Source organism: Acidovorax delafieldii, assembly GCF_007993815.1.
GTDB classification, from domain to species: domain Bacteria; phylum Pseudomonadota; class Gammaproteobacteria; order Burkholderiales; family Burkholderiaceae_C; genus Acidovorax; species Acidovorax delafieldii.
Map to the genome: position 1 here is coordinate 13351 of NZ_VJWE01000012.1, position 20325 is coordinate 33675.

Annotated in this window: 18 protein-coding genes and 1 tRNA gene; 16 read left to right on the forward strand and 3 right to left on the reverse strand. The window is 62.9% G+C overall.

All coding sequences use genetic code 11. The features are described from left to right. The first annotated feature begins 14 nt into the window (after positions 1-14). From mltG to ATF69_RS09455, 6 genes are all read left to right on the forward strand, one after another. Positions 15-1001, forward strand: coding sequence for an endolytic transglycosylase MltG (gene mltG / locus ATF69_RS09430; RefSeq protein WP_235511566.1), 987 nt, complete (start codon positions 15-17; stop codon positions 999-1001). A 24-nt stretch (positions 1002-1025) separates the two neighbouring features. Beyond that, positions 1026-1703 carry a dTMP kinase gene (gene tmk, locus ATF69_RS09435; protein WP_099730425.1) on the forward strand — a complete coding sequence of 226 codons (678 nt, stop codon included), beginning with the start codon at positions 1026-1028 and terminating at the stop codon, positions 1701-1703. Further along, positions 1700-2707 carry a DNA polymerase gene (locus tag ATF69_RS09440; RefSeq protein ID WP_056063416.1) on the forward strand — a complete coding sequence of 336 codons (1008 nt, stop codon included), beginning with the start codon at positions 1700-1702 and terminating at the stop codon, positions 2705-2707. Before tmk ends, ATF69_RS09440 begins: the two co-directional genes overlap by 4 nt. A 15-nt stretch (positions 2708-2722) precedes the next feature. Continuing rightward, complete coding sequence (locus ATF69_RS09445; RefSeq protein WP_015013859.1) at positions 2723-3082, forward strand: PilZ domain-containing protein; 360 nt, start codon at positions 2723-2725, stop codon at positions 3080-3082. A 63-nt stretch (positions 3083-3145) separates the two neighbouring features. Further along, entirely contained in the window at positions 3146-3952 is an 807-nt protein-coding gene (locus ATF69_RS09450; RefSeq protein WP_056744435.1) for a TatD family hydrolase, read from the forward strand. Continuing rightward, positions 3949-4623, forward strand: a complete 675-nt coding sequence (locus tag ATF69_RS09455) for an ankyrin repeat domain-containing protein (RefSeq protein WP_146870760.1) — start codon at positions 3949-3951, stop codon at positions 4621-4623. Before ATF69_RS09450 ends, ATF69_RS09455 begins: the two co-directional genes overlap by 4 nt. A 91-nt stretch (positions 4624-4714) precedes the next feature. Here ATF69_RS09455 and msbA read toward each other — a convergent pair whose 3' ends face one another. After that, positions 4715-6517, reverse strand: coding sequence for a lipid A export permease/ATP-binding protein MsbA (gene msbA / locus ATF69_RS09460; protein ID WP_146870761.1), 1803 nt, complete (start codon positions 6515-6517; stop codon positions 4715-4717). 140 nt (positions 6518-6657) lie between these two features. Here msbA and tolB point away from each other — a divergent pair, with 140 nt between their 5' ends. The 5 genes from tolB to ATF69_RS09485 all read left to right on the forward strand — a co-directional run bounded on the left by tolB (position 6658) and on the right by ATF69_RS09485 (position 10312). Next, positions 6658-7977, forward strand: coding sequence for a Tol-Pal system beta propeller repeat protein TolB (gene tolB / locus ATF69_RS09465; protein ID WP_146870762.1), 1320 nt, complete (start codon positions 6658-6660; stop codon positions 7975-7977). Between the two features lie 44 nt (positions 7978-8021). After that, positions 8022-8564, forward strand: coding sequence for a peptidoglycan-associated lipoprotein Pal (gene pal / locus ATF69_RS09470; protein ID WP_056744443.1), 543 nt, complete (start codon positions 8022-8024; stop codon positions 8562-8564). Then, entirely contained in the window at positions 8564-9355 is a 792-nt protein-coding gene (ybgF, locus tag ATF69_RS09475) for a tol-pal system protein YbgF (protein WP_146870763.1), read from the forward strand. Before pal ends, ybgF begins: the two co-directional genes overlap by 1 nt. Next, complete coding sequence (locus ATF69_RS09480) at positions 9355-10194, forward strand: tRNA threonylcarbamoyladenosine dehydratase (RefSeq protein ID WP_146870764.1); 840 nt, start codon at positions 9355-9357, stop codon at positions 10192-10194. Before ybgF ends, ATF69_RS09480 begins: the two co-directional genes overlap by 1 nt. Before the next feature lie 42 nt (positions 10195-10236). Beyond that, positions 10237-10312, forward strand: a tRNA-Lys gene (locus ATF69_RS09485). A 140-nt stretch (positions 10313-10452) separates the two neighbouring features. Here the strand turns inward: ATF69_RS09485 and ATF69_RS09490 are convergent. Beyond that, a complete protein-coding gene (locus ATF69_RS09490) occupies positions 10453-11517 on the reverse strand; it encodes an AI-2E family transporter (protein WP_146871093.1) in 1065 nt (354 codons plus the stop codon). 243 nt (positions 11518-11760) lie between these two features. Between ATF69_RS09490 and ATF69_RS09495 the strand changes: the two genes are divergently transcribed. The 5 genes from ATF69_RS09495 to ATF69_RS09515 all read left to right on the forward strand — a co-directional run bounded on the left by ATF69_RS09495 (position 11761) and on the right by ATF69_RS09515 (position 19346). Continuing rightward, the gene (locus ATF69_RS09495; protein WP_056063390.1) at positions 11761-14640 is read left to right on the forward strand and encodes a 2-oxoglutarate dehydrogenase E1 component; all 2880 of its coding nucleotides are present in this window, start codon (positions 11761-11763) and stop codon (positions 14638-14640) included. 51 nt (positions 14641-14691) lie between these two features. Next, on the forward strand, positions 14692-15957 hold the full coding sequence (odhB, locus tag ATF69_RS09500; RefSeq protein ID WP_146870765.1) for a 2-oxoglutarate dehydrogenase complex dihydrolipoyllysine-residue succinyltransferase: 1266 nt from the start codon (positions 14692-14694) through the stop codon (positions 15955-15957). A 90-nt stretch (positions 15958-16047) separates the two neighbouring features. Then, the gene (gene lpdA / locus ATF69_RS09505; RefSeq protein ID WP_146870766.1) at positions 16048-17475 is read left to right on the forward strand and encodes a dihydrolipoyl dehydrogenase; all 1428 of its coding nucleotides are present in this window, start codon (positions 16048-16050) and stop codon (positions 17473-17475) included. 81 nt (positions 17476-17556) lie between these two features. Then, positions 17557-18654 (forward strand): cell division protein ZapE, encoded by a 1098-nt coding sequence (gene zapE, locus ATF69_RS09510; protein WP_056063379.1) that lies wholly within the window; start codon positions 17557-17559, stop codon positions 18652-18654. Next, the gene (locus ATF69_RS09515) at positions 18651-19346 is read left to right on the forward strand and encodes a hypothetical protein (RefSeq protein WP_146870767.1); all 696 of its coding nucleotides are present in this window, start codon (positions 18651-18653) and stop codon (positions 19344-19346) included. Before zapE ends, ATF69_RS09515 begins: the two co-directional genes overlap by 4 nt. A gap of 133 nt (positions 19347-19479) precedes the next feature. Here the strand turns inward: ATF69_RS09515 and ATF69_RS09520 are convergent, their stop codons facing one another. Beyond that, positions 19480-20286, reverse strand: coding sequence for a PP2C family protein-serine/threonine phosphatase (locus ATF69_RS09520; RefSeq protein WP_056063373.1), 807 nt, complete (start codon positions 20284-20286; stop codon positions 19480-19482). Positions 20287-20325: the final 39 nt, after the last annotated feature.

The following is a 20325-nucleotide window of genomic DNA, read 5'->3' on the forward strand; positions in this document are numbered from 1 at the left end:
TTGGTAGCAGGGTTGTGCGACGTTTACTGGCTTTGATCGTGTTGGTGGGGATCGCACTGGGCGGCGCTGCGTATTGGTGGCTGCACCAGCCGCTCGACGTGGGCCCCGAGCCGCTGGAGCTGGCCATCGAGCCCGGCACCACGCCGCGCGGCGTGGCCCGCGATGTGGTGGCGGCCGGGGTGAAGACGGACGCGCGCCTGCTCTACGCCTGGTTCCGTGTCTCGGGGCAAGACCGCGCCATCAAGGCGGGCAACTACGAAATCCCGCCCGGCACCACGCCCATCAGCTTGCTGCAAAAGCTGGCCCGGGGCGAAGAGGCCTTGCGCGCACTCACCCTGGTCGAAGGCTGGAACTGGCGCCAGGTGCGCCAGGCGCTGGCCAAGGAGGAGCAGATCAAACACGATGCTGCCGCCTTGACCGACGAGGTGCTGATGGCCCAGCTGGGCCGCCCCGGCGTGGCGCCCGAGGGGCGGTTCTTCCCGGACACCTACACCTACGCCAAAGGCTCCAGCGACATCGCCTTGCTGCGCCGGGCTATGCACGCCATGGACCGCCATCTGGAGGCGGCCTGGGCTCAGCGCGCGGCCGACACCCCGCTCAAGTCGGCGGACGAGGCGCTGACGCTGGCCAGCATTGTCGAAAAGGAAACTGGCAAGGCCAGCGACCGGGGCCAGATTGCAGGCGTGTTCGTCAACCGCCTGCGGGTGGGCATGTTGCTGCAGACCGACCCCACGGTGATCTATGGCCTGGGCGAAAAATTTGACGGCAACCTGCGCAGGCGCGACCTGCAGACCGACACCCCCTGGAACACCTACACCCGCCCCGGCTTGCCGCCCACGCCCATCGCCATGCCCGGCAAGGCCTCGCTGCTGGCCGCCGTGCAGCCGCAGGCCACGCGCGCGCTCTACTTTGTGGCCAAGGGCGACGGTACCAGCCATTTCAGTGCCTCGCTGGAGGAGCACAACCGCGCCGTCAACCGCTACCAGCGCGGGCAGCAGTAAACAGTTTCTTGAACCAAGGCGCCCATGTCACGACCCGGTCTGTTCATCACGTTTGAAGGCATCGACGGTGCGGGCAAGTCCTCGCACATCGAAGGCCTGGCCGCGGCCTTCCGCACCCAGGGCCGTACTGTCACCGTGAGCCGCGAGCCCGGTGGCACGCCGCTGGCCGAAAAGCTGCGCGAGATGGTCCTGAACGACCCGATGGATGCGCTCACCGAGTCCTTGCTGATCTTTGCGGCCCGCCGCGACCATCTGCGCAACGTGATCGAGCCCGCGCTGTCCCGTGGCGACGTGGTGCTGTGCGACCGGTTCACCGACGCCACCTTTGCCTACCAGGGCGCGGGGCGGGGCTTCGATCTGGGTGTGCTATCAACTTTAGAGCGCCTGGCGCAGACGGGACTAGCGCCTGAGACCAGTTTGATGCGTGAACCCGACCTGACGGTGTGGTTTGACCTGGCGCCCGAGGTGGCGGCCGAGCGGCTGGCCGGTGCGCGTGTGCCTGACCGCTTCGAGGCCCAACCGGTCGAGTTCTTCCGCCGCGTCGCCCAGGGCTATGCAGACCGCGCAGCCGCTGCACCGCAGCGGTTTGCGCGCCTGGATGCGGCGCAGGACCGCCACCGCGTGTGGCAGCAGCTCACCAGCGTGTTTGTGCGCAAGGGCTGGCTTGCCATCATGGTGGCTACGCAGGGAGGGGCGCAATGAGCGAGACCGCCGTGGCCCTGGCGCCCTGGATCGCTGCGCAGCGCACCAGCCTGCTGGCCCAGCGCGGCCACGCGTGGCTGTTGCAGGGGCCGTCGGGTCTGGGGCAATACACCCTGGGGCTGGAAATGGTGCGCGCGTGGCTGTGCGATGCGCCGACAGAGCAGGGCGCCTGCGGCCACTGCGGCAGCTGCCACGCCATCGACGTGCGCACCCATGCCGACCTGTGCGTGCTGATGCCCGAGGTGCAGATGATGGCGCTGGGCTGGCCTCTGTCGGAAAAGGCCCAGGCCGACATTGACGACAAAAAGCGCAAGCCCAGCCGCGAGATCCGCGTGGAGGCCATGCGCGATGCGGTGGAGTTTTCGCAGCGCACCTCGGCGCGTGGCAAAGGCAAGGCCGTGCTGGTTTACCCCGCCGAGCAGATGAACCATGTCACGGCCAACGCGCTGCTCAAGACGCTGGAAGAACCGCCGGGCGACGTGCGTTTTGTGCTGGCCAGCGAGGCTGCGCACCAACTGCTGCCCACCATCCGCAGCCGCTGCCTGGGCCACACCATGGTCTGGCCTGTGGAGGCCGACAGCTTGGCCTGGTTGCAGGCCCAGGGCGTGGCCCGGGATGCGGCATTGTCGTTTCTGCGTGCAGCAGGCGGGCGGCCCGAGGACGCCCTGGCGCTGGCCCAGTCGGGCCGCAGCCCGCAGGCCTGGTCCGCCTTGCCCCAGGCCGTGGCGCGGGGTGATGTGACGGCGCTGGGCGACTGGGCCCCGGCCCAGGTGATCGACGCGCTGCAAAAGCTCTGCCACGACCTGCTGGCCGCCAGCGTGGGCGCCGCGCCGCGCTACTTTGCGCAGGCCGACCTGCCCAAGACGCCGCCACTGGGTGCGCTCACACGCTGGTCTCGCGCACTGTCCAAGGCGGCGCGCACGGCAGACCATCCGTTCAATGGCGGGCTCATGCTGGAGGCGCTTGTCGCCCAGGCGCGAAACACCCTACACTCCAGACACTAAGCCGCACACCCACCCATGAGCAGTCCATCCACCGCGCCCCGTCCCAGCGTCATGCAGCTGGCCATCAAGGAAAAGGCCGCTCTCTACGCCGCCTACATTCCTTTTTTTGCAGAAGGGGGCATCTTCGTGCCCACCCAGCGCGACTACAAGCTGGGCGACGATGTGTATGTGCTGCTGACCCTGCCCGACGACACCCAGCGCTACCCCGTGGCAGGCCGCGTGGCCTGGGTGACACCGGCCCGTGCTGCAGGCAACCGCACCCAGGGCGTGGGCATCCAGTTCCCCAAGGACGAAAAATCCCGCCAGCTCAAGGCCAAGATCGAGGAATTGCTGGGAACTGCGCTGGGCTCCGACCGTCCTACCCAGACGATCTGACCGCGCCACCGCCGCCCCCGTGCCGACCCGCGCTGGCTGGTCGGCTTTTTTGTTTTTCATCACATGTTCACTGATTCGCACTGCCACCTCAACTTCCCGGAACTGGTCAGCCAGCTGCCCGCCATCCGCCAGGCCATGGCCGAGGCGCAGGTCACCCGGGCCCTGTGCATTTGCACCACCATGGAAGAGTTCGAGGGCGTGCACGCCCTGGCCCTGGCCCATGACAACTTTTGGAGCACGGTGGGCGTGCACCCCGACAACGAGGGCGTGACCGAGCCCAGCGTGCAGGATCTGCTGGACCGCGCGGCGCTGCCCCGCGTGGTGGCGATTGGCGAGACCGGCCTGGACTACTACGGCATGGAAGATCGCAAGGGCGGGCGCAGCATTGCCGACCTGGAGTGGCAGCGCGACCGCTTCCGCACCCACATCCGCGCGGCGCGCGCCTGTGGCAAGCCCCTCATCATCCACACGCGCAGTGCCTCCGACGACACGCTGGCCATCCTGCAGGAAGAGGGCGAGGATGGCGCAGGCAATCTGGCGGGCGGCGTTTTCCACTGCTTTACCGAATCGATGCAGGTTGCGCGGGCCGCGCTGGATCGGGGCTACTACATCTCGTTCTCGGGCATCGTCACCTTCAAGAGCGCGCAGGAGCTGCGCGACGTGGTGGCCTTTGTGCCGCTGGACCGCATGCTCATCGAGACCGACAGCCCCTACCTGGCCCCGGTGCCCTACCGTGGCAAGACCAACAATCCATCGTATGTGCCCCATGTGGCCCGGCAGGTGGCCGAGACCAAGGGCCTCACGCTGGAGGTGGTGGCGGAGGCCACCAGCCGCAATTTCGACCGCTTGTTCCCTGAGGTGATGGCATGAGCCTGCAACGACGTTCTGCTTTGGCCGCCGTGGCGTTGGGCCTGGTGTCAGTCCGGGCCTGGGCCGGTGCCTATGAAGATTTTTTTGTGGCCGTCCTGCGCGATGACGGTGATGCAATCACTGCGCTGCTGCGCCGGGGGTTTGATCCGAACACCCGTGATCCCAAGGGGCAGGTGGGGCTCATGATTGCCCTGCAAAACGGCGCGAACAAGGCCGTTGCTGCGTTGCTGGCATCCCGTCGGCTGAATGTGGAGGCCCGCAATGCCAAGGACGAAAGCCCGTTGATGATGGCTGCCATCAAGGGCAACGTGGAGGCCGTCAAGGCGCTTATCGCGCGCGATGCCGATGTCAACAAGACGGGCTGGACCCCGCTGCACTACGCCGCGTCGGCAGGTTCGCCGCAGCATGCGGTGATCATTTCATTGCTGCTCGAAAACCACGCCTACATCGACGCAACATCGCCCAACGGCACCACGCCGCTGATGATGGCGGCGCATTACGGCTCTACCGAGGCGGTGCAACTGCTGCTGGACGAAGGTGCCGATCCCACGCTCAAGAACCAGCTGGGCTTGACCGCCGCCGATTTCGCCTTGCGTGTGAGCCGTACCGAGTCTGCAGAAAGAATCGCCGTGGCCATCCGCCGCCGCCAGCCCAACCGGGGCAAGTGGTAACCACAGCAGGCGACGGCAGCACGCTGGTGCAAGGCGGAGCACGGCGGCTGCATTGAAGCCATCGGCGGCCACCCTGGTGGGCCGTGCGTGCTTATTCGGCGATGGCCCCTGTGCCCGACGCGGCGCGTGTCTGCAGCCGCGCATACAGCCCACCCTGCGCCATCAGCTCGCTGTGGGTGCCTTGCTCGGCGATGCGCCCGCGCTCCATCACCACGACGCGGTCGGCATGCTCGATGGTGGACAGCCGGTGTGCAATGACCAGGGTCGTGCGGCCCTGCATCAGGCGCTGTAGGGCCTCTTGCACCAGGCGTTCCGATTCGGTGTCCAGGGCAGACGTCGCCTCGTCCAGGATGAGGATGGGGGCGTCCTTGTACAGGGCCCGCGCAATGGCCAGCCGCTGACGCTGCCCACCTGACAACTGCGTGGCGTTGTGTCCCACCACCGTGTGGATGCCCTGCGGCAGACCTTCTACATGCTCCGCCAGGTTGGCGGCAGCCAGGCATTCCCGCACCCGGGTTTCGTTCACGGCCTGGCCCAGCGCCACATTGGTGGCAATGGTGTCATTGAACATCACCACATCCTGGCTCACCATGGCAAATTGCGACCGGAGGGAGGGCAGGTCCCAGTCCGGCAAGGCATGCCCGTCGACCGCGATGGTGCCCGCTGAAGGCATGACAAAACGCGGGAGCAGGTTGACCAGCGTGGTCTTGCCGGCGCCAGAGGGCCCCACCAGTGCCACGATCTCGCCCGGGGCCACCTGCAGGTTGACCCCGTCCAGGGCGGGGGCGTGGTCGGCGCCAAACGATACAGTGACATTGCTCAGCGTGAGTGCGCCTTGCACGCGGTCCTTGCGGTAGATGCCACCAGTTTCTGCACCCGTGTCGCCCAGCAGCCCAAGGCCGCGTTCCAAAGCTGCTACACCCCGGGTCACGGGGCTGGCCACATCAGCCAGGCGCCGGATGGGCGCAATCAGCATCAGCATGGCCGTAATAAAGGACACAAACCCGCCCACGGTCACGTCCTTCGTATCGACCGCACCCCGGCTCTGCCAGAGCGCAATGCAGATCACCACCGACAGCGCAGCGGCGGCCAGCAACTGGGTCAGCGGTGTCATGGCTGCGGAGGCGATGGTGGACTTGATGGCCAGGCGGCGCAGGCTGCGGCTCAGGTCGGCAAAACGCTGCGCCTGCCCGCCTTGCGCGCCATGCAGGCGCACCATACGATGCGCCAGCACGTTTTCTTCGACCACATAGGCCAGCTCATCCGTGGCCTGCTGGCTGCTTTTGGTCAAGTGGTACAGCCGCCGCGACAGGGTCTTCATGATCCAGGCGACCCCCGGAACGACGACGGCAACAATCAGTGTGAGCTGCCAGTTGAGGTACAGCAAATAGACCAGCAGCGCGACCAGCGTGAAGCCATCGCGCGACAGGCCGAGCAGGGCCTGCACCAGCAACGTGGCACCGGTCTGCACTTCATAGACCACGGTGTTGGAGAGGGCACTGGCCGACTGGCGCGCAAACAATCCCATCTCTGCGGCCAGAACACGATCAAACAGCGCCTGGCGCAGTGTCAGCATGCCTTCGTTGGCGATGCGCGCCAGTGCATATTGACCCACAAACTGGGCTACGCCGCGGACGAAAAAAACCCCCAGAATCGCCAGGGGCACCATCCACAGCTGCAAGGTCCCTTGGGTAAAGCCCTTGTCCAGCAGCGGCTGCAGCAGGGCAGGGATCAAGGGTTCGGTGATTGCACCCACCAAGGTTGCAACAATGGCCAGACTCCAGGCCATTCGCTGGTCGCCAAAGTACACCGACAGCCGCCTCAGGCGCGCCATCAAGGTCGTGGGGGGAGTAGGGGCTGTGGCGGGCTTGGTGCCCGTGTCGGTGGCTTGCATGTCGCCCGGATTCTACGTTTGTGCCATGCGCAGCCTGTCCGGCACGGTGGGTCGCGCACAGTTTGTCACAGGGGGCTCGCCGCTGTGTGTAACATTCGGGTTTGCCCTTTCGGCACTTGTTCGGCCACTGCTGGATGCCAATGACCACAGATCGAATCTCCCAACACCCATCTTTCGCAGCTCCGCTGCTTCCCCTGCGCCGCCAGTTGCTGGCCGCACTCATCGCCTCACCATCCATTCCAGCGCTTGCTCAGTTCCGTGTGGAAGTCACCGGCGTTGGGCTGACCCAATTGCCCATCGCCATTGCTCCGTTTCGGGGCGAGGCGCAATCGCCCCAAAAAATTGCGGCCATCGTCCAGGCCGACCTGGAGCGAAGCGGGCAGTTCCGCGCCATTGACGCCTCCGGCGCAGCGCTGGACGAAACCGCGCGGCCAGACGTCGCGCTGTGGCGCCAGAAAAGTGCGGATTCGCTGGCCACTGGCAGCGTCACGCGTTTGGCTGATGGGCGTTTTGATGTGCGGTTTCGTTTGTGGGATGTGGTCAAGGGCCAAGACCTGGGCGGACAGAGTTTTGTGGTCACGCAGGGCGACCTGCGCCTGGTGTCGCACCGCATTGCCGACTTCATCTACGAAAAGCTCACGGGTGAGCGCGGTATCTTCTCGACGCGCATCGCCTATGTGACCAAAACCGGCCCCCGTTACAGCCTTTGGGTCGCGGATGCCGACGGCGAGAACGCCCAGTCCGCACTGTCCAGCCCCGAACCCATCATCTCGCCTGCATGGTCGCCCAACGGGGGGCAACTGGCCTATGTGTCGTTCGAGTCGCGCAAGCCGGTGGTCTATGTGCACGATGTGGCCACAGGTCGCAGGCGCCTGATCGCGAACTTCCGTGGCTCCAACAGTGCGCCAGCCTGGGCGCCGGATGGCCGTACGCTGGCGGTCACGTTGAGCCGCGATGGCGGCTCGCAGCTGTACACCATTGATGCCAACGGCGGCGAGCCGCGCCGCCTGATGCAAAGCGCAGGCATCGATACCGAACCTGTGTTCTCGGGCGATGGCCGCAGCATTTTCTTTGTGAGCGACCGGGGCGGTGCCCCGCAAATCTACAAGGCGGGTGCGTCCGGTGGCAATGCGGAGCGCGTGACCTTCACCGGCACCTACAACATCTCACCCAGCGTGAGTCCGGACGGTCGCTGGCTCGCCTACATCTCCCGCGTGGGGGGCGCATTCAAGCTGCATGTGATGGACCTGTCCACGGGCACCGTCAATGCTGTGACAGACACGACGGCCGACGAAAATCCCAGCTTTGCGCCCAACAGCCGTCTCATTGTTTACGCCACCCAACAGCAAGGCCGTGAAGCCCTCATGACCACCACCCTGGACGGCAAGATCAAGGCGCGTCTTGCCGGTCAGGCGGGCGACATCCGCGAGCCGGACTGGGGCCCGTTCCAAAAGCAATGAACTTATCTGCACTTTCAGTTATCAAGCCTTCAGGAGAAATTTGGATGATGAAACGTATTACCCTTGCCCTCACCGTTGCCGCTCTCGTGGCGGGCTGCAGCTCTGGCGTGAAGCTGGATGATGTGCCGGTCGAAGACAAAAATGCCACCTCCACCATGGGTGGAGCCAACAACGGTGCCAACTCCGGCAATACCTCGCAAAGCGGCGTGGCGGGCGTGGACCTCGGCCAGTCCGGCCGTGACGGTGCAGGCCCCGTGGGGGTCGCGCGCGTCGTGTACTTTGATTACGACAGCTACGTGATCAAACCCGAGTTCCAGTCGCTGATTGAAGCGCATTCCCGCTTCATCAAAGCGGTCCCCAACCGCAAGGTCATGATCGAAGGCCACACCGATGACCGTGGTGGCCGCGAGTACAACCTGGCACTGGGCCAGAAGCGTGCAGAAGCCGTGCGCCGCTCGCTGGGCTTGCTGGGCGTGCCTGACAGCCAGGTCGAGGCCGTGAGTTTTGGCAAGGAAAAGCCTGCAGCCCAAGGGGCTACCGAAGATGCACGCGCCCAGAACCGCCGCGCTGAACTCTCGTACCGTTGATGACATCCGCTGCACCGGTTTTCTCGTTGCGGGCGCTGGCCACGGCGGCACTGCTCGCCGTGTCGCTGTCTTCTGCCCATGCCGCCATCTTTGAAGATGGCGAAGCGCGACGGGCTATCCTGGAGATGCGACAGCGCGTTGATGGTCTGCAGTCATCTCAGCAGCGTTCTGCCGAAGAGGTGCGCAAGCTGGGCGAAGAAAACGCTCAGTTGCGCCGCAGTCTGCTGGATTTGCAGACGCAGATCGAAACCTTGCGTGCCGAGCAAGCCAAACTCAACGGCCAGAATGAGCAGCTTTTGCGCGATGTCGGTGAACTGCAGCGTCGGCAGAAAGACATCGCGCAGGGTGTGGATGAGAGATTGCGGCAGTTTGAGCCCATCAAGGTCAATGTGGATGGCCGCGATTTCCAGGCAGATCCTGCCGAAAAGCGGGATTTTGAGGCGGCTCTGGCTGTCTTTCGCTCCGGCAAATTCCCTGATGCAAGTGTCGCTTTCGCGGGCTTTGTGCGGCAGTATCCGCGCAGCGGCTACGTGCCCTCTGCGCGTTTCTGGTTGGGAAATGCCCAGTACGCTACGCGTGAGTACAAGGAAGCCATCGGCAATTTCAAACAAATGCTGACCGATGCCCCCACGCACGCCCGTGCGCCCGAGGCAGCTCTGTCCATCGCCAATTGCCAGATTGAGCTCAAAGATACACGCACCGCGCGCAAGACACTGGAAGACCTCATCCGGGCTTATCCGCAGTCTGAGGCCGCTGTGGCCGCTAAAGAACGCCTGTCGCGGCTCAAGTGATGGCGGGTGATGTGGCTTTTGCCTCGCAGGCTGCGCCAGATGGTGGTGCGGAGCACGCTTCGGAGCACGCTTCGGAGCGCCGCTTTGGTGGGCTTCAGCGGCTCTACGGAGTGCAGGGCGCAGCCAGAATTCGCTCCGCACACGTGGCCGTGGTTGGTATTGGTGGAGTCGGGTCGTGGGCCGCAGAGGCCCTCGCGCGCAGTGGCGTCGCGCAAATTACCCTGATCGATTTGGACCATGTGGCTGAATCCAACATCAACCGACAGATCCATGCGCTCACCGATACGGTGGGACAGGCCAAGGTTTTGGCCATGCGTGATCGCATCGCACAAATCCACCCGGACTGCATCGTTCATTGCGTGGAGGAGTTTGTGGAGCCTGGAAACTGGCCTGCCTTGCTGCAAACGTCCGTAGACGCTCTCATTGATGCCTGTGACCAGATCAAAGCCAAAACTGCACTGTCCATATGGGCGCAGGCCCATGGGGTGCTGCACATCACCGTGGGTGCAGCAGGGGGCAAGCGGCATGCGCACAAGGTGGATGTGGATGATCTCGCACTGACCACCCATGACCCGCTGTTGGCCCAAATGCGCTATCAGCTGCGCAAACACCACGGTGCACCGCGGGAGGGCAAGAAGATCGGGGTCACCTGCGTTTTCAGCCGTGAGGCCGTAGCCCCGCCAGATGCTTCCTGCAATATCGATGGCGATGGTTCTTTGAACTGCCACGGCTACGGCTCGGTGGTCGCTGTGACCGCGACCTTCGGCCAATGTGCCGCAGGCTGGGTGCTCGATAAACTTGCAACCAATTCCCAATCGGCTGGAAAAAAGACGCTATAATTCAAGGCTTTGCAGCAATCGACACGATAGCTGCAATCGGTCGGGACGTTAGCTCAGTTGGTAGAGCAGCGGACTTTTAATCCGTTGGTCACAAGTTCGAATCTTGTACGTCCTACCACCCGATTCAAAGCGCATCATTGAATGTGTGTTCATCCAAAAGCCTCCCTTGGGAGGCTTTTGTTTTTGGCGGCCATTTAAAGCGCCAGTCAAAGGCCATCGATGCCCCTGACTGGTAAATGTGGCCGAGGCTGGAGGGGATCACCGGGTGGGTGCGTCCGTCTCCGGCGGTGGTGAAAAAAGGTCCCAGCTGGCCATGAACAGTGCAGCTATCACTGGACCGATCACAAACCCCGTGAGTCCGAACAAGGCCATGCCGCCCAGGGTAGAGATCAGCACGATGTAGTCGGGCATCTTGGTGTCTTTGCCTACCAGGATGGGGCGCAAGATGTTGTCCACGAGTCCGATCACGCAGATGCCGAATGCAGTCAGCACCACGCCTTGCCACACAGCGCCTGTTGCCAGAAAGTAGATGGCCACAGGCACCCAGATCAGCCCGGCGCCGACGGCTGGCAAAAGGGACAGGAAGGCCATGAGCACCCCCCACAGCACCGGTCCCTGGATGCCCAAGATCCAGAAAATCATGCCGCCCAGCGCGCCCTGAGAAGCCGCCACCACAATGTTGCCTTTGACCGTGGCCCGGATCACGGTCGTGAATTTACCGACCAGCTGGCGCTTGTGCGCTTCTTCCAGGGGGGTGGCCTGCCCGATACGCTGTGCCAGACTGGCTCCGTCTCGCAGCAGGAAGAACAACAGGTACAACATGATGCCGAAGCTGACAATGAACTCCAGGGTGTTTTGACCGATGCTCAGCGCCTGTGTCGCAACGAATTGACTGGTCTGTACCGCGAAGGACGAGAGCTTTTGCTGCAACTCGCCTACGCTGGTCAGTTGGAGGCGGTCAAGCAGGCCTGCAGCCCAAGCTGGCAGTGCAGCAATGACCTGCTGCAGGTACAGCCCAAAATTGATTTGGCCTGAGCGCACCCGTTCGTAGATTGCTGTGGCTTCCTGAATGAGCGACACCGTGATGGCCGTCATCGGCAAGATCACCACCACAAGGCACAAACCGAGTGTGCATAAGGCCGCAAGCGTGGGCCGCTTGGGCATTTTTCGCAGCAGTTTGCGGTGCAGTGGGGCAAAAAGAATGGCGAGGATGACGCCCCAGAAAACGGCTCCGTGAAACTGCCACAGGATCGCACCGAACGCGACGGTGACGAGGGTGAGCAGCAGCAAAAAGGCTTTGTCCTGGAGGTGTTGATGCGGCATGGAGTGGGGTTTGCAATGAGATACCCGGAATGTACGCGAGGCGTCGATCAGCGCGGCTTCTTGCGCTGTGCGGCGATGGTTTGGATCCACTTTTTGGGGGTGGACTTCGGTTCGGTGGCACAATGGCGCCCGTACCAAGGCCCTTCCCCAGCCACAGTCGCATCCGCCAACCGGTTCAGCCGTGTCGCGGAAGGTTTCTCAACCAGCTAATGCTTTCCCAAGGAAAGCGGAGGTCAGCGGAATATGAGCGATACGACATCCGTCTATCAAGCCTACCAAGGCAACACCTACCTCTTCGGCGGCAATGCGCCCTATGTCGAAGAGATGTACGAGAACTATCTCGCCAATCCCGGTAGCGTGCCAGATACCTGGCGCGAGTACTTTGACGCGCTGCAGCATGTCCCCGCCGTGGATGGCAGCAACGCCAAAGACGTTCCCCATCTGCCTGTCATCAATGCCTTTGCCGAGCGTGCCAAGCAAGGCGGCACCAAGGTTGTGGTTGCGACGGGCGCCGACTCTGAACTGGGCCGCAAGCGTACCGCCGTTCAGCAGCTGATCGCCGCTTACCGCAATGTGGGTCAGCGCTGGGCCGATCTGGATCCGCTCAAGCGCACAGAGCGTCCCGCAATTCCTGAACTGGAGCCTTCGTTCTACGGTTTCAGCGACGCTGATCAGGAAACGGTGTTCAACACCAGCAACACGTTCTTCGGCAAAGAGTCGATGACGTTGCGTGAACTCATCAACGCGCTGCGTGAGACCTACTGTGGCTCCATCGGCGCTGAATACATGTACGCCACCGACCAGAACCAGAAGCGCTGGTGGCAGGAGAAGCTGGAAAAGATCCGCAGCAAGCCCAGCTTTGGTGCTGACAAGAAAAAACAAATCCTTGACCGCCTGACGGCTGCTGAAGGGCTGGAGCGCTTCCTGCACACCAAGTACGTGGGGCAGAAGCGCTTTTCGTTGGAAGGCGGCGAAAGCTTTATTGCTGCGATGGATGAACTCATCCAATCTGCAGGCGCCAAGGGCGTACAAGAAATCGTGATCGGCATGGCCCACCGCGGCCGCCTGAACGTGCTGGTCAACTCGCTGGGCAAGATGCCCAAGGACCTGTTCGCTGAGTTCGATCACACCGCTCCCGAAGACCTGCCTGCGGGTGACGTGAAGTACCACCAGGGCTTCAGCTCGGATGTGACGACCCCCGGCGGTCCGGTTCACCTGTCGCTGGCATTCAACCCCTCGCACCTGGAAATCGTGAACCCCGTGGTCGAAGGCTCTGTGCGTGCTCGAATGGACCGCCGTGCCGATCCACACGGCAAGCAGGTTTTGCCAGTGCTGGTGCACGGTGACGCAGCCTTTGCAGGTCAAGGTGTCAATCAGGAAACTCTGGCGCTGGCCCAGACCCGTGGCTACTACACGGGTGGTACGGTGCACATCATCATCAACAACCAGATCGGCTTCACCACGTCTGATCCACGTGACACCCGCTCCACGCTGTACTGCACCGACATTGTCAAGATGATCGAGTCGCCCGTACTGCATGTGAACGGTGATGATCCGGAAGCAGTGGTGTTGGCCACTCAGCTCGCGCTTGAGTTCCGCATGGAGTTCAAGAAAGACGTGGTGGTGGACATCATCTGCTTCCGCAAGCTGGGTCACAACGAGCAGGACACCCCGGCTCTGACGCAGCCGCTGATGTACAAGAAGATCGGCGCACACCCTGGCACACGCAAGCTGTACGCCGACAAGCTGGCGGCGCAGGGTCTGGGCGAGTCACTGGGCGACGACATGGTCAAGGCCTACCGCGCTGCTATGGATGCGGGCAAGCACACGGTCGATCCCGTGCTGACCAACTTCAAGAGCAAGTACGCGGTGGACTGGAGCCCGTTCCTGGGCAAAAAGTGGACCGATGCTGGAGACACGGCTATTCCTCTGGCCGAGTGGAAGCGCCTGGCTGAGAAGATCACCACCATCCCCGAGAGCGTGACGCCGCATCAGTTGGTGAAGAAGGTGTATGACGACCGCGCGGCCATGGGCCGTGGTGACATCCCTGTGGACTGGGGCATGGGTGAGCACATGGCATTTGCCTCGCTGGTGGCCAGCGGCTATCCCGTGCGCCTGTCCGGTGAAGACTGCGGCCGCGGCACGTTCACGCACCGCCACGCCGTGATCCATGACCAAAAGCGCGAGAAGTGGGACATTGGTACCTACGTGCCGCTGCAGAACGTGGCCGACAACCAGGCCCCGTTTGTTGTGATCGACTCCATCCTGTCCGAAGAGGCCGTCCTGGGCTTCGAGTACGGCTATGCGTCGAACGACCCCAACACACTGGTGATCTGGGAAGCGCAGTTCGGCGACTTCGCCAATGGCGCCCAAGTGGTGATCGACCAGTTCATCGCCTCCGGCGAAGTGAAGTGGGGCCGGGTAAACGGCATCACCCTGATGCTGCCCCACGGCTACGAAGGCCAGGGCCCGGAGCACAGCTCTGCCCGCCTGGAGCGCTTCATGCAATTGGCTGCCGACGCCAACATGCAGATCGTGCAACCCACTACGGCCAGCCAGATCTTCCACGTGCTGCGTCGCCAGATGGTGCGTGATCTGCGCAAGCCGCTGATCATCATGACGCCCAAGTCGCTGCTGCGTAACAAGGATGCGACCTCGCCGCTGTCCGAGTTCACCAAGGGCAGCTTCCAGACGGTGATTCCCGAGCAGGATGAAGCCATCGTCAAGAAGGCTGCCAAGGTCAAGCGCGTGATCGCATGCTCTGGCAAGGTTTACTACGACCTCGTGAAGAAGCGCGCAGAGAAGGAAGCCGACGACGTGGTGATCCTGCGCGTCGAGCAGTTGTACCCCTTCCCGCACAAGGCGTTTGCCGCTGAATTGAAGAAGTACCCCAACGCCACCGACGTGGTGTGGTGCCAGGACGAGCCGCAAAACCAGGGTGCCTGGTTCTTCGTGCAGCACTACATCCACGAGAACATGCTCGAAGGCCAGAAGCTGGGCTACTCCGGCCGCGCTGCTTCGGCATCGCCAGCCGTGGGTTACTCGCACCTGCACCAAGAACAACAAAAGGCGCTGGTGGACGGCGCGTTTGCCAAGCTCAAGGGTTTTGTCCTGACCAAGTAAGGCCAGCTGCGACCCGACAACAGAACAAAACCCCATTCCGAAAGAATTGATATGGCTATCGTAGAAGTCAAAGTCCCCCAGCTGTCCGAATCCGTGGCCGAAGCCACCATGCTGACCTGGAAGAAAAAGGCCGGTGAGGCCGTGGCGGTGGACGAGATCCTGATCGAGATCGAAACCGACAAGGTTGTGCTCGAAGTGCCCGCACCGTCCGCTGGCGTGTTGGCTGAAATCATCCAGGGCGACGGCGCCACGGTGGTTGCCGACCAGCTCATCGCCAAGATCGACACCGAAGGCAAGGTTGGTGCCGCGGCTCCTGCTCCGGCAGCAGCAGCTCCAGTTGCCGCCGCAGCGCCTGTTGCTGCCCCTGCCGCTGCCGGTGGCTCCAAGGGCGATGTGGCCATGCCTGCCGCCGCCAAGCTGCTCGCCGACAACAACCTGTCTGTGTCGGCCGTGGCCGGTTCGGGCAAGGATGGCCGTGTGACCAAGGGTGATGTGCTGGCCGCTGTGGCCGGTGGCGCCAAGGCTGCCGTGGCAGCCCCCAGCGTGATCCCCACCGGTGTGCCTTCCAAGACACTGCCCCAGGTGGCAGCGCCCGCTGGCAAGGAAGACCTGAGCGGCCGCCCCGAGCAGCGCGTGCCCATGAGCCGCCTGCGTGCCCGCGTGGCCGAGCGTCTGCTGCAGTCGCAATCGACCAACGCCATCCTGACCACGTTCAACGAAGTGAACATGGCTCCGGTGATGGACCTGCGCAAGAAGTTCCAGGACAGCTTCACCAAAGAGCACGGCACCAAGCTGGGCTTCATGTCCTTCTTCGTCAAGGCTGCTGTGCATGCCCTCAAGAAGTACCCTGTGCTGAACGCCTCGGTGGACGGCAACGACATCGTCTACCACGGCTACTTCGACATCGGTATCGCCGTGGGCTCGCCCCGTGGCCTGGTGGTGCCCATCCTGCGCAATGCAGACCAGATGAGCTTCGCCGACATCGAGAAGAAGATCGCCGAGTTCGGCAAGAAGGCTGCGGAAGGCAAGCTGGGCATTGAAGAAATGACCGGTGGCACGTTCTCCATCTCCAATGGCGGCACGTTCGGCTCCATGCTGTCCACCCCCATCATCAACCCGCCCCAGTCGGCCATCCTGGGCGTGCACGCCACCAAGGATCGCGCCGTGGTCGAAAACGGCCAGATCGTGATCCGCCCGATGAACTACCTGGCCATGTCCTATGACCACCGCATCATCGACGGCCGCGAAGCCGTGCTGGGCCTGGTGGCGATGAAGGACGCGCTGGAAGACCCATCGCGCCTGCTGTTCGACATCTGATCCCCTGACTGTATCGACCCACCCGCGTGGCCCGGCCTCTGGTCCTGCCCGCCGGTGGGTCTTTCTCCAACTGACTGAACGAGATTTCCCATGAGCAAACAATTTGATGTGATCGTCATCGGTGGCGGCCCCGGCGGCTACATCGCCGCCATCCGCGCCGCCCAGCTGGGCTTCAATGTCGCGTGCATCGACGAATGGAAGAACGAAAAGGGTGGCCCCGCACCGGGCGGCACTTGCACCAACGTGGGCTGCATTCCCTCCAAGGCCCTGCTGCAGTCGTCAGAGCATTTCGAGCATGCCAACAAACACTTTGCCGAGCATGGCATCACCGCCACTGGCGTCAAGATGGACGTGGCCAAGATGATTGCCCGCAAGGACACCGTCGTGAAGCAGAACAACGACGGCATCCTGTACCTGTTCAAGAAGAACAAGGTCAGCTTCTTCCATGGCCGTGGCTCGTTCGTGAAGGCTGCCGAAGGCGGTTACGAGATCAAGGTGGCAGGTGCCGCTGAAGAGACGCTGACTGGCAAGCAGATCATCATCGCCACCGGCTCCAACGCCCGTGCGCTGCCCGGCACGCCGTTTGACGAAGAGCTGGTGCTGTCCAACGATGGCGCGCTGCGCGTGGGCGCCGTGCCCAAGAAGCTCGGCCTCATCGGCTCGGGCGTGATCGGCTTGGAAATGGGCTCGGTCTGGCGCCGCCTGGGTGCTGAAGTCACCATCCTCGAAGGTCTGCCCACTTTCCTGGGCGCGGTGGATGAGCAGATCGCCAAGGAAGCCAAGAAGGCCTTCGACAAGCAGGGCCTGAAGATCGAGCTGGGCGTGAAGGTCGGCGAGATCAAGACCGGCAAAAAGGGTGTGAGCATTGCCTACACCAACGCCAAGGGCGAAGCCCAGTCGCTGGACGTGGACAAGCTCATCGTCTCCATCGGCCGCGTGCCCAACACCATCGGCCTGAACACCGAAGCGGTGGGCCTGCAGCTCGACGAGCGCGGCGCCATCGTGGTGGATGCCGACTGCAAGACCAATCTGCCCGGCGTCTGGGCGGTGGGCGACGTGGTGCGCGGCCCCATGCTGGCCCACAAGGCCGAGGAAGAGGGCGTTGCCGTGGCTGAGCGCATTGCCGGCCAGCATGGCCATGTCAACTTCAACACCATCCCCTGGGTCATCTACACCAGCCCCGAGATCGCCTGGGTGGGCCGCACTGAGCAGCAGCTCAAGGCTGATGGGGTCAAGTACAAGGCGGGCAGCTTCCCGTTCCTGGCCAATGGCCGCGCACGTGCGCTGGGCGACACCACCGGCATGGTCAAGATGCTGGCGGATGCCGAGACCGACGAGATCCTGGGCGTGCACATCGTGGGCCCACAGGCCAGCGAGCTGATCTCCGAGGCCGTTGTGGCCATGGAATTCAAGGCCAGCAGCGAAGACATCGCACGCATTTGCCATGCGCACCCCAGCTTGAGCGAAGCCACCAAGGAAGCAGCGCTGGCGGTGGACAAGCGCACGCTGAACTTCTGATATTGGGTCTCAATCGGTTGCAAGCGCATGATTAACATGCGCTTGTAGCTATTAATTTTGTAGTATCAGAGCAACCGCAAAGTGACCGTCAAACAGGCTTACCTGGCCGAGCTGGCCGCCAAAGGCTATCAAAGCGACCCCGCCCAGCTGCGAGCAGTGGAAGCCCTGCAGCGCTGTGCTGACGAGTGGGCCCAGTACAAGGCTCGGCGCTCCAACGCGATCAAGAAGCTGATCAACCGCCCGGAGATTCCCCGCGGTGTCTACATGTATGGCGGGGTGGGGCGCGGCAAGAGCTTTTTGATGGAGTGCTTTTTTGACGCTGTGCCCCTGAAGCGTAAGGTGCGCTTGCACTTTCACGAATTCATGCGTGAAGTGCATCGCGAACTGGCAGCCCTTCAGGGCACGGTCAATCCGCTGGATGTGTTGGGCGAGCGCATTGCCAAACGCTACAAGCTCATCTGTTTTGATGAGTTCCATGTGGCGGACATCACGGACGCGATGATCCTGCACCGATTGCTGGTGGCGTTGTTCGACAACGGCGTCGGCTTCGTGACCACTTCCAATTTCAAGCCTGACGACCTTTACCCCGGTGGCTTGCATCGGGACCGCATCTTGCCCGCCATTGCACTGCTCAACGAGCGGCTGGAGGTGGTCAATGTGGACAATGGCACCGATTACCGCCGGCGTACGCTGGAGCACGTAAAGCTGTATCACACGCCACTGGGCGCAGAGGCGGATGCCGAGATGAACCAGGCGTTCGACCAACTCGCTGAAGTGCACGATGAAGATCCCGTGCTGCATATCGAGGCGCGCGAAATTCGCGCCCGTCGCAAGGCTGGCGGGGTGGTGTGGTTTGACTTCAAAACACTGTGTGGTGGTCCTCGATCGCAAAACGACTACCTGGAAATTGCAACGCAGTTCCACACGGTGTTGCTGTCCGATGTTCCTTACATGCCTGTGAGCATGGCGTCGCCTGCGCGGCGCTTTACCTGGCTGGTGGATGTGCTGTACGACCGCCGGGTCAAACTCATCCTGTCGGCGGCTGTACCGCCCGAGCAGTTGTATACCGAAGGGCCTTTGGCTCACGAGTTTCCGCGCACAGTGTCCCGGCTCAACGAGATGCAGTCCAAGGAGTTTCTGGCGCTGGAGCGCCGCATGGTTGATACGGGGTTGACATGAACAAGACCGGTGGTCGCTTTTTGGCGGTAGTGCTGGCGCTGGCTTGCTCAATACTGCCTGTGCTGGTAGCCCCGGCCCGGGCCGCGACGGGGGTAGAAGTAGATGCCGCATCCGCGTCGACCGCTGCACATCGCAAAGTGGAGCGTGACCGAATCAAAATGGAGCGCGAGGCACTGACGGCCCGGCGGCAGCAGGATGAGGCGGTGTGCTACCAACGCTTTGCTGTGGAGGATTGCTTGCGCGGCGTACGTGCCAAGGCACGGGAGTCCCACGACCGATTGCGTGCGCAGGAAATTGAACTCAACGATGCCGAGCGCAGGGAGAAAGCGGTGGAGCGCCTGCGGGCCATTGAAGACAAGCTAATGGCCGTACCGCCAGCGAGCAAACGCGCTGACGCGCAGGTTCGCAAGCCATCCGCCGATCCGGATGTTGCCAAGGCACAGAGGGACCAGGACGCACACCAACGCGCGCAGCAACAAAATAGCCGTGCCCAGGTTCAGGCCAGTGAACAGGCGGCCCGCGCTGCGGGGACTGCTGAGCGCGCTGCCCAATCGCGTGCCAAACATACCCAGGCGCTCCAAGCGGCGGAGGAGCGCCGCGCGCGGGTCGAAAAATCTCAAGCTGATGCCCTGGCTCAGGGCCGCAAGCCTGCAGCGCCCTTGCCAGCGCCTGCTACTTCTGCGCCTCGCTGAGTTTGGAAGGGCCGCTGAGCCACGCAATCAGTGGCCGAGTGGCTGACGATAGGGTAGCGGCGACTACCTGCTGGTTGCTCGATGGGTTTGCGTTCACCCGTCGATACACCGACGGGTGGTGCAGACAAGGCCCTCAGGGCCGACCCGTGTCCAGCGGCGTCAGGCGCGCAATCTTTTTCTCTTCGGCCAGGGCTTCGATCTTGACGACCACCAGCGACAGGTTGTCGCCGCCTCCGCGTGCCCGGGAGCGGGCTTTTTCAATCAGGAACTCCGTCGCTTCGCGGGGCGACAGCGAATCGACCACTGATGCCAGTTCGGTGGGAGAAAAGTAGTGCCAAACCCCGTCGCTGCAGGCCAGCAAGACATCGCCCGGCTGAAGTTGGGGAATGACGTGGGTAGTGATGGGCGGGTCACTCTCTGTGCCCAGGCAACCCACCAGAATGTTGGAATGAGGATGGTTGTTGGCCTCGGCTTCCGTCAGCTCACCCCGGTCCACCAGGGCTTGCACATAAGAGTGGTCGCTGGTGCGGAATGCCAGCCGTGACCCTTGAAAGTGGTAGATGCGCGAGTCGCCCGCATGCACCCAATGGCAGTCGCCCCGGGGATTGATGAGAAACGCAGCGATGGTGCTGTGAGGTTCCTGCTCTGCCGATATGGCAGTCAACCGGATAACGATGTGGGCCTCTTCAACCATGTTCTTGAGCATTGCCACCGGGTCATCGGTGTCGGGCGAGTACCGCTCGAACAGTTGTCGTGCTGTCATCATGACCTGGTCTGATGCCTTGCGCCCCCCGCTGCGGCCGCCCATCCCGTCGGCAACCACACCCAGAACGCAGCCGTTGTGCCGCTCGTGGGAGATCAGGGCCACCTGGTCTTGCTGGTATTCGCGGTCACCCTTGTGGATGCCGGTGGAGGCGATGAGGCGAAACGCTTTGGTCATGCTGCAGATTGTGGGGGCGCCTACGCGAACGCCTGTCGT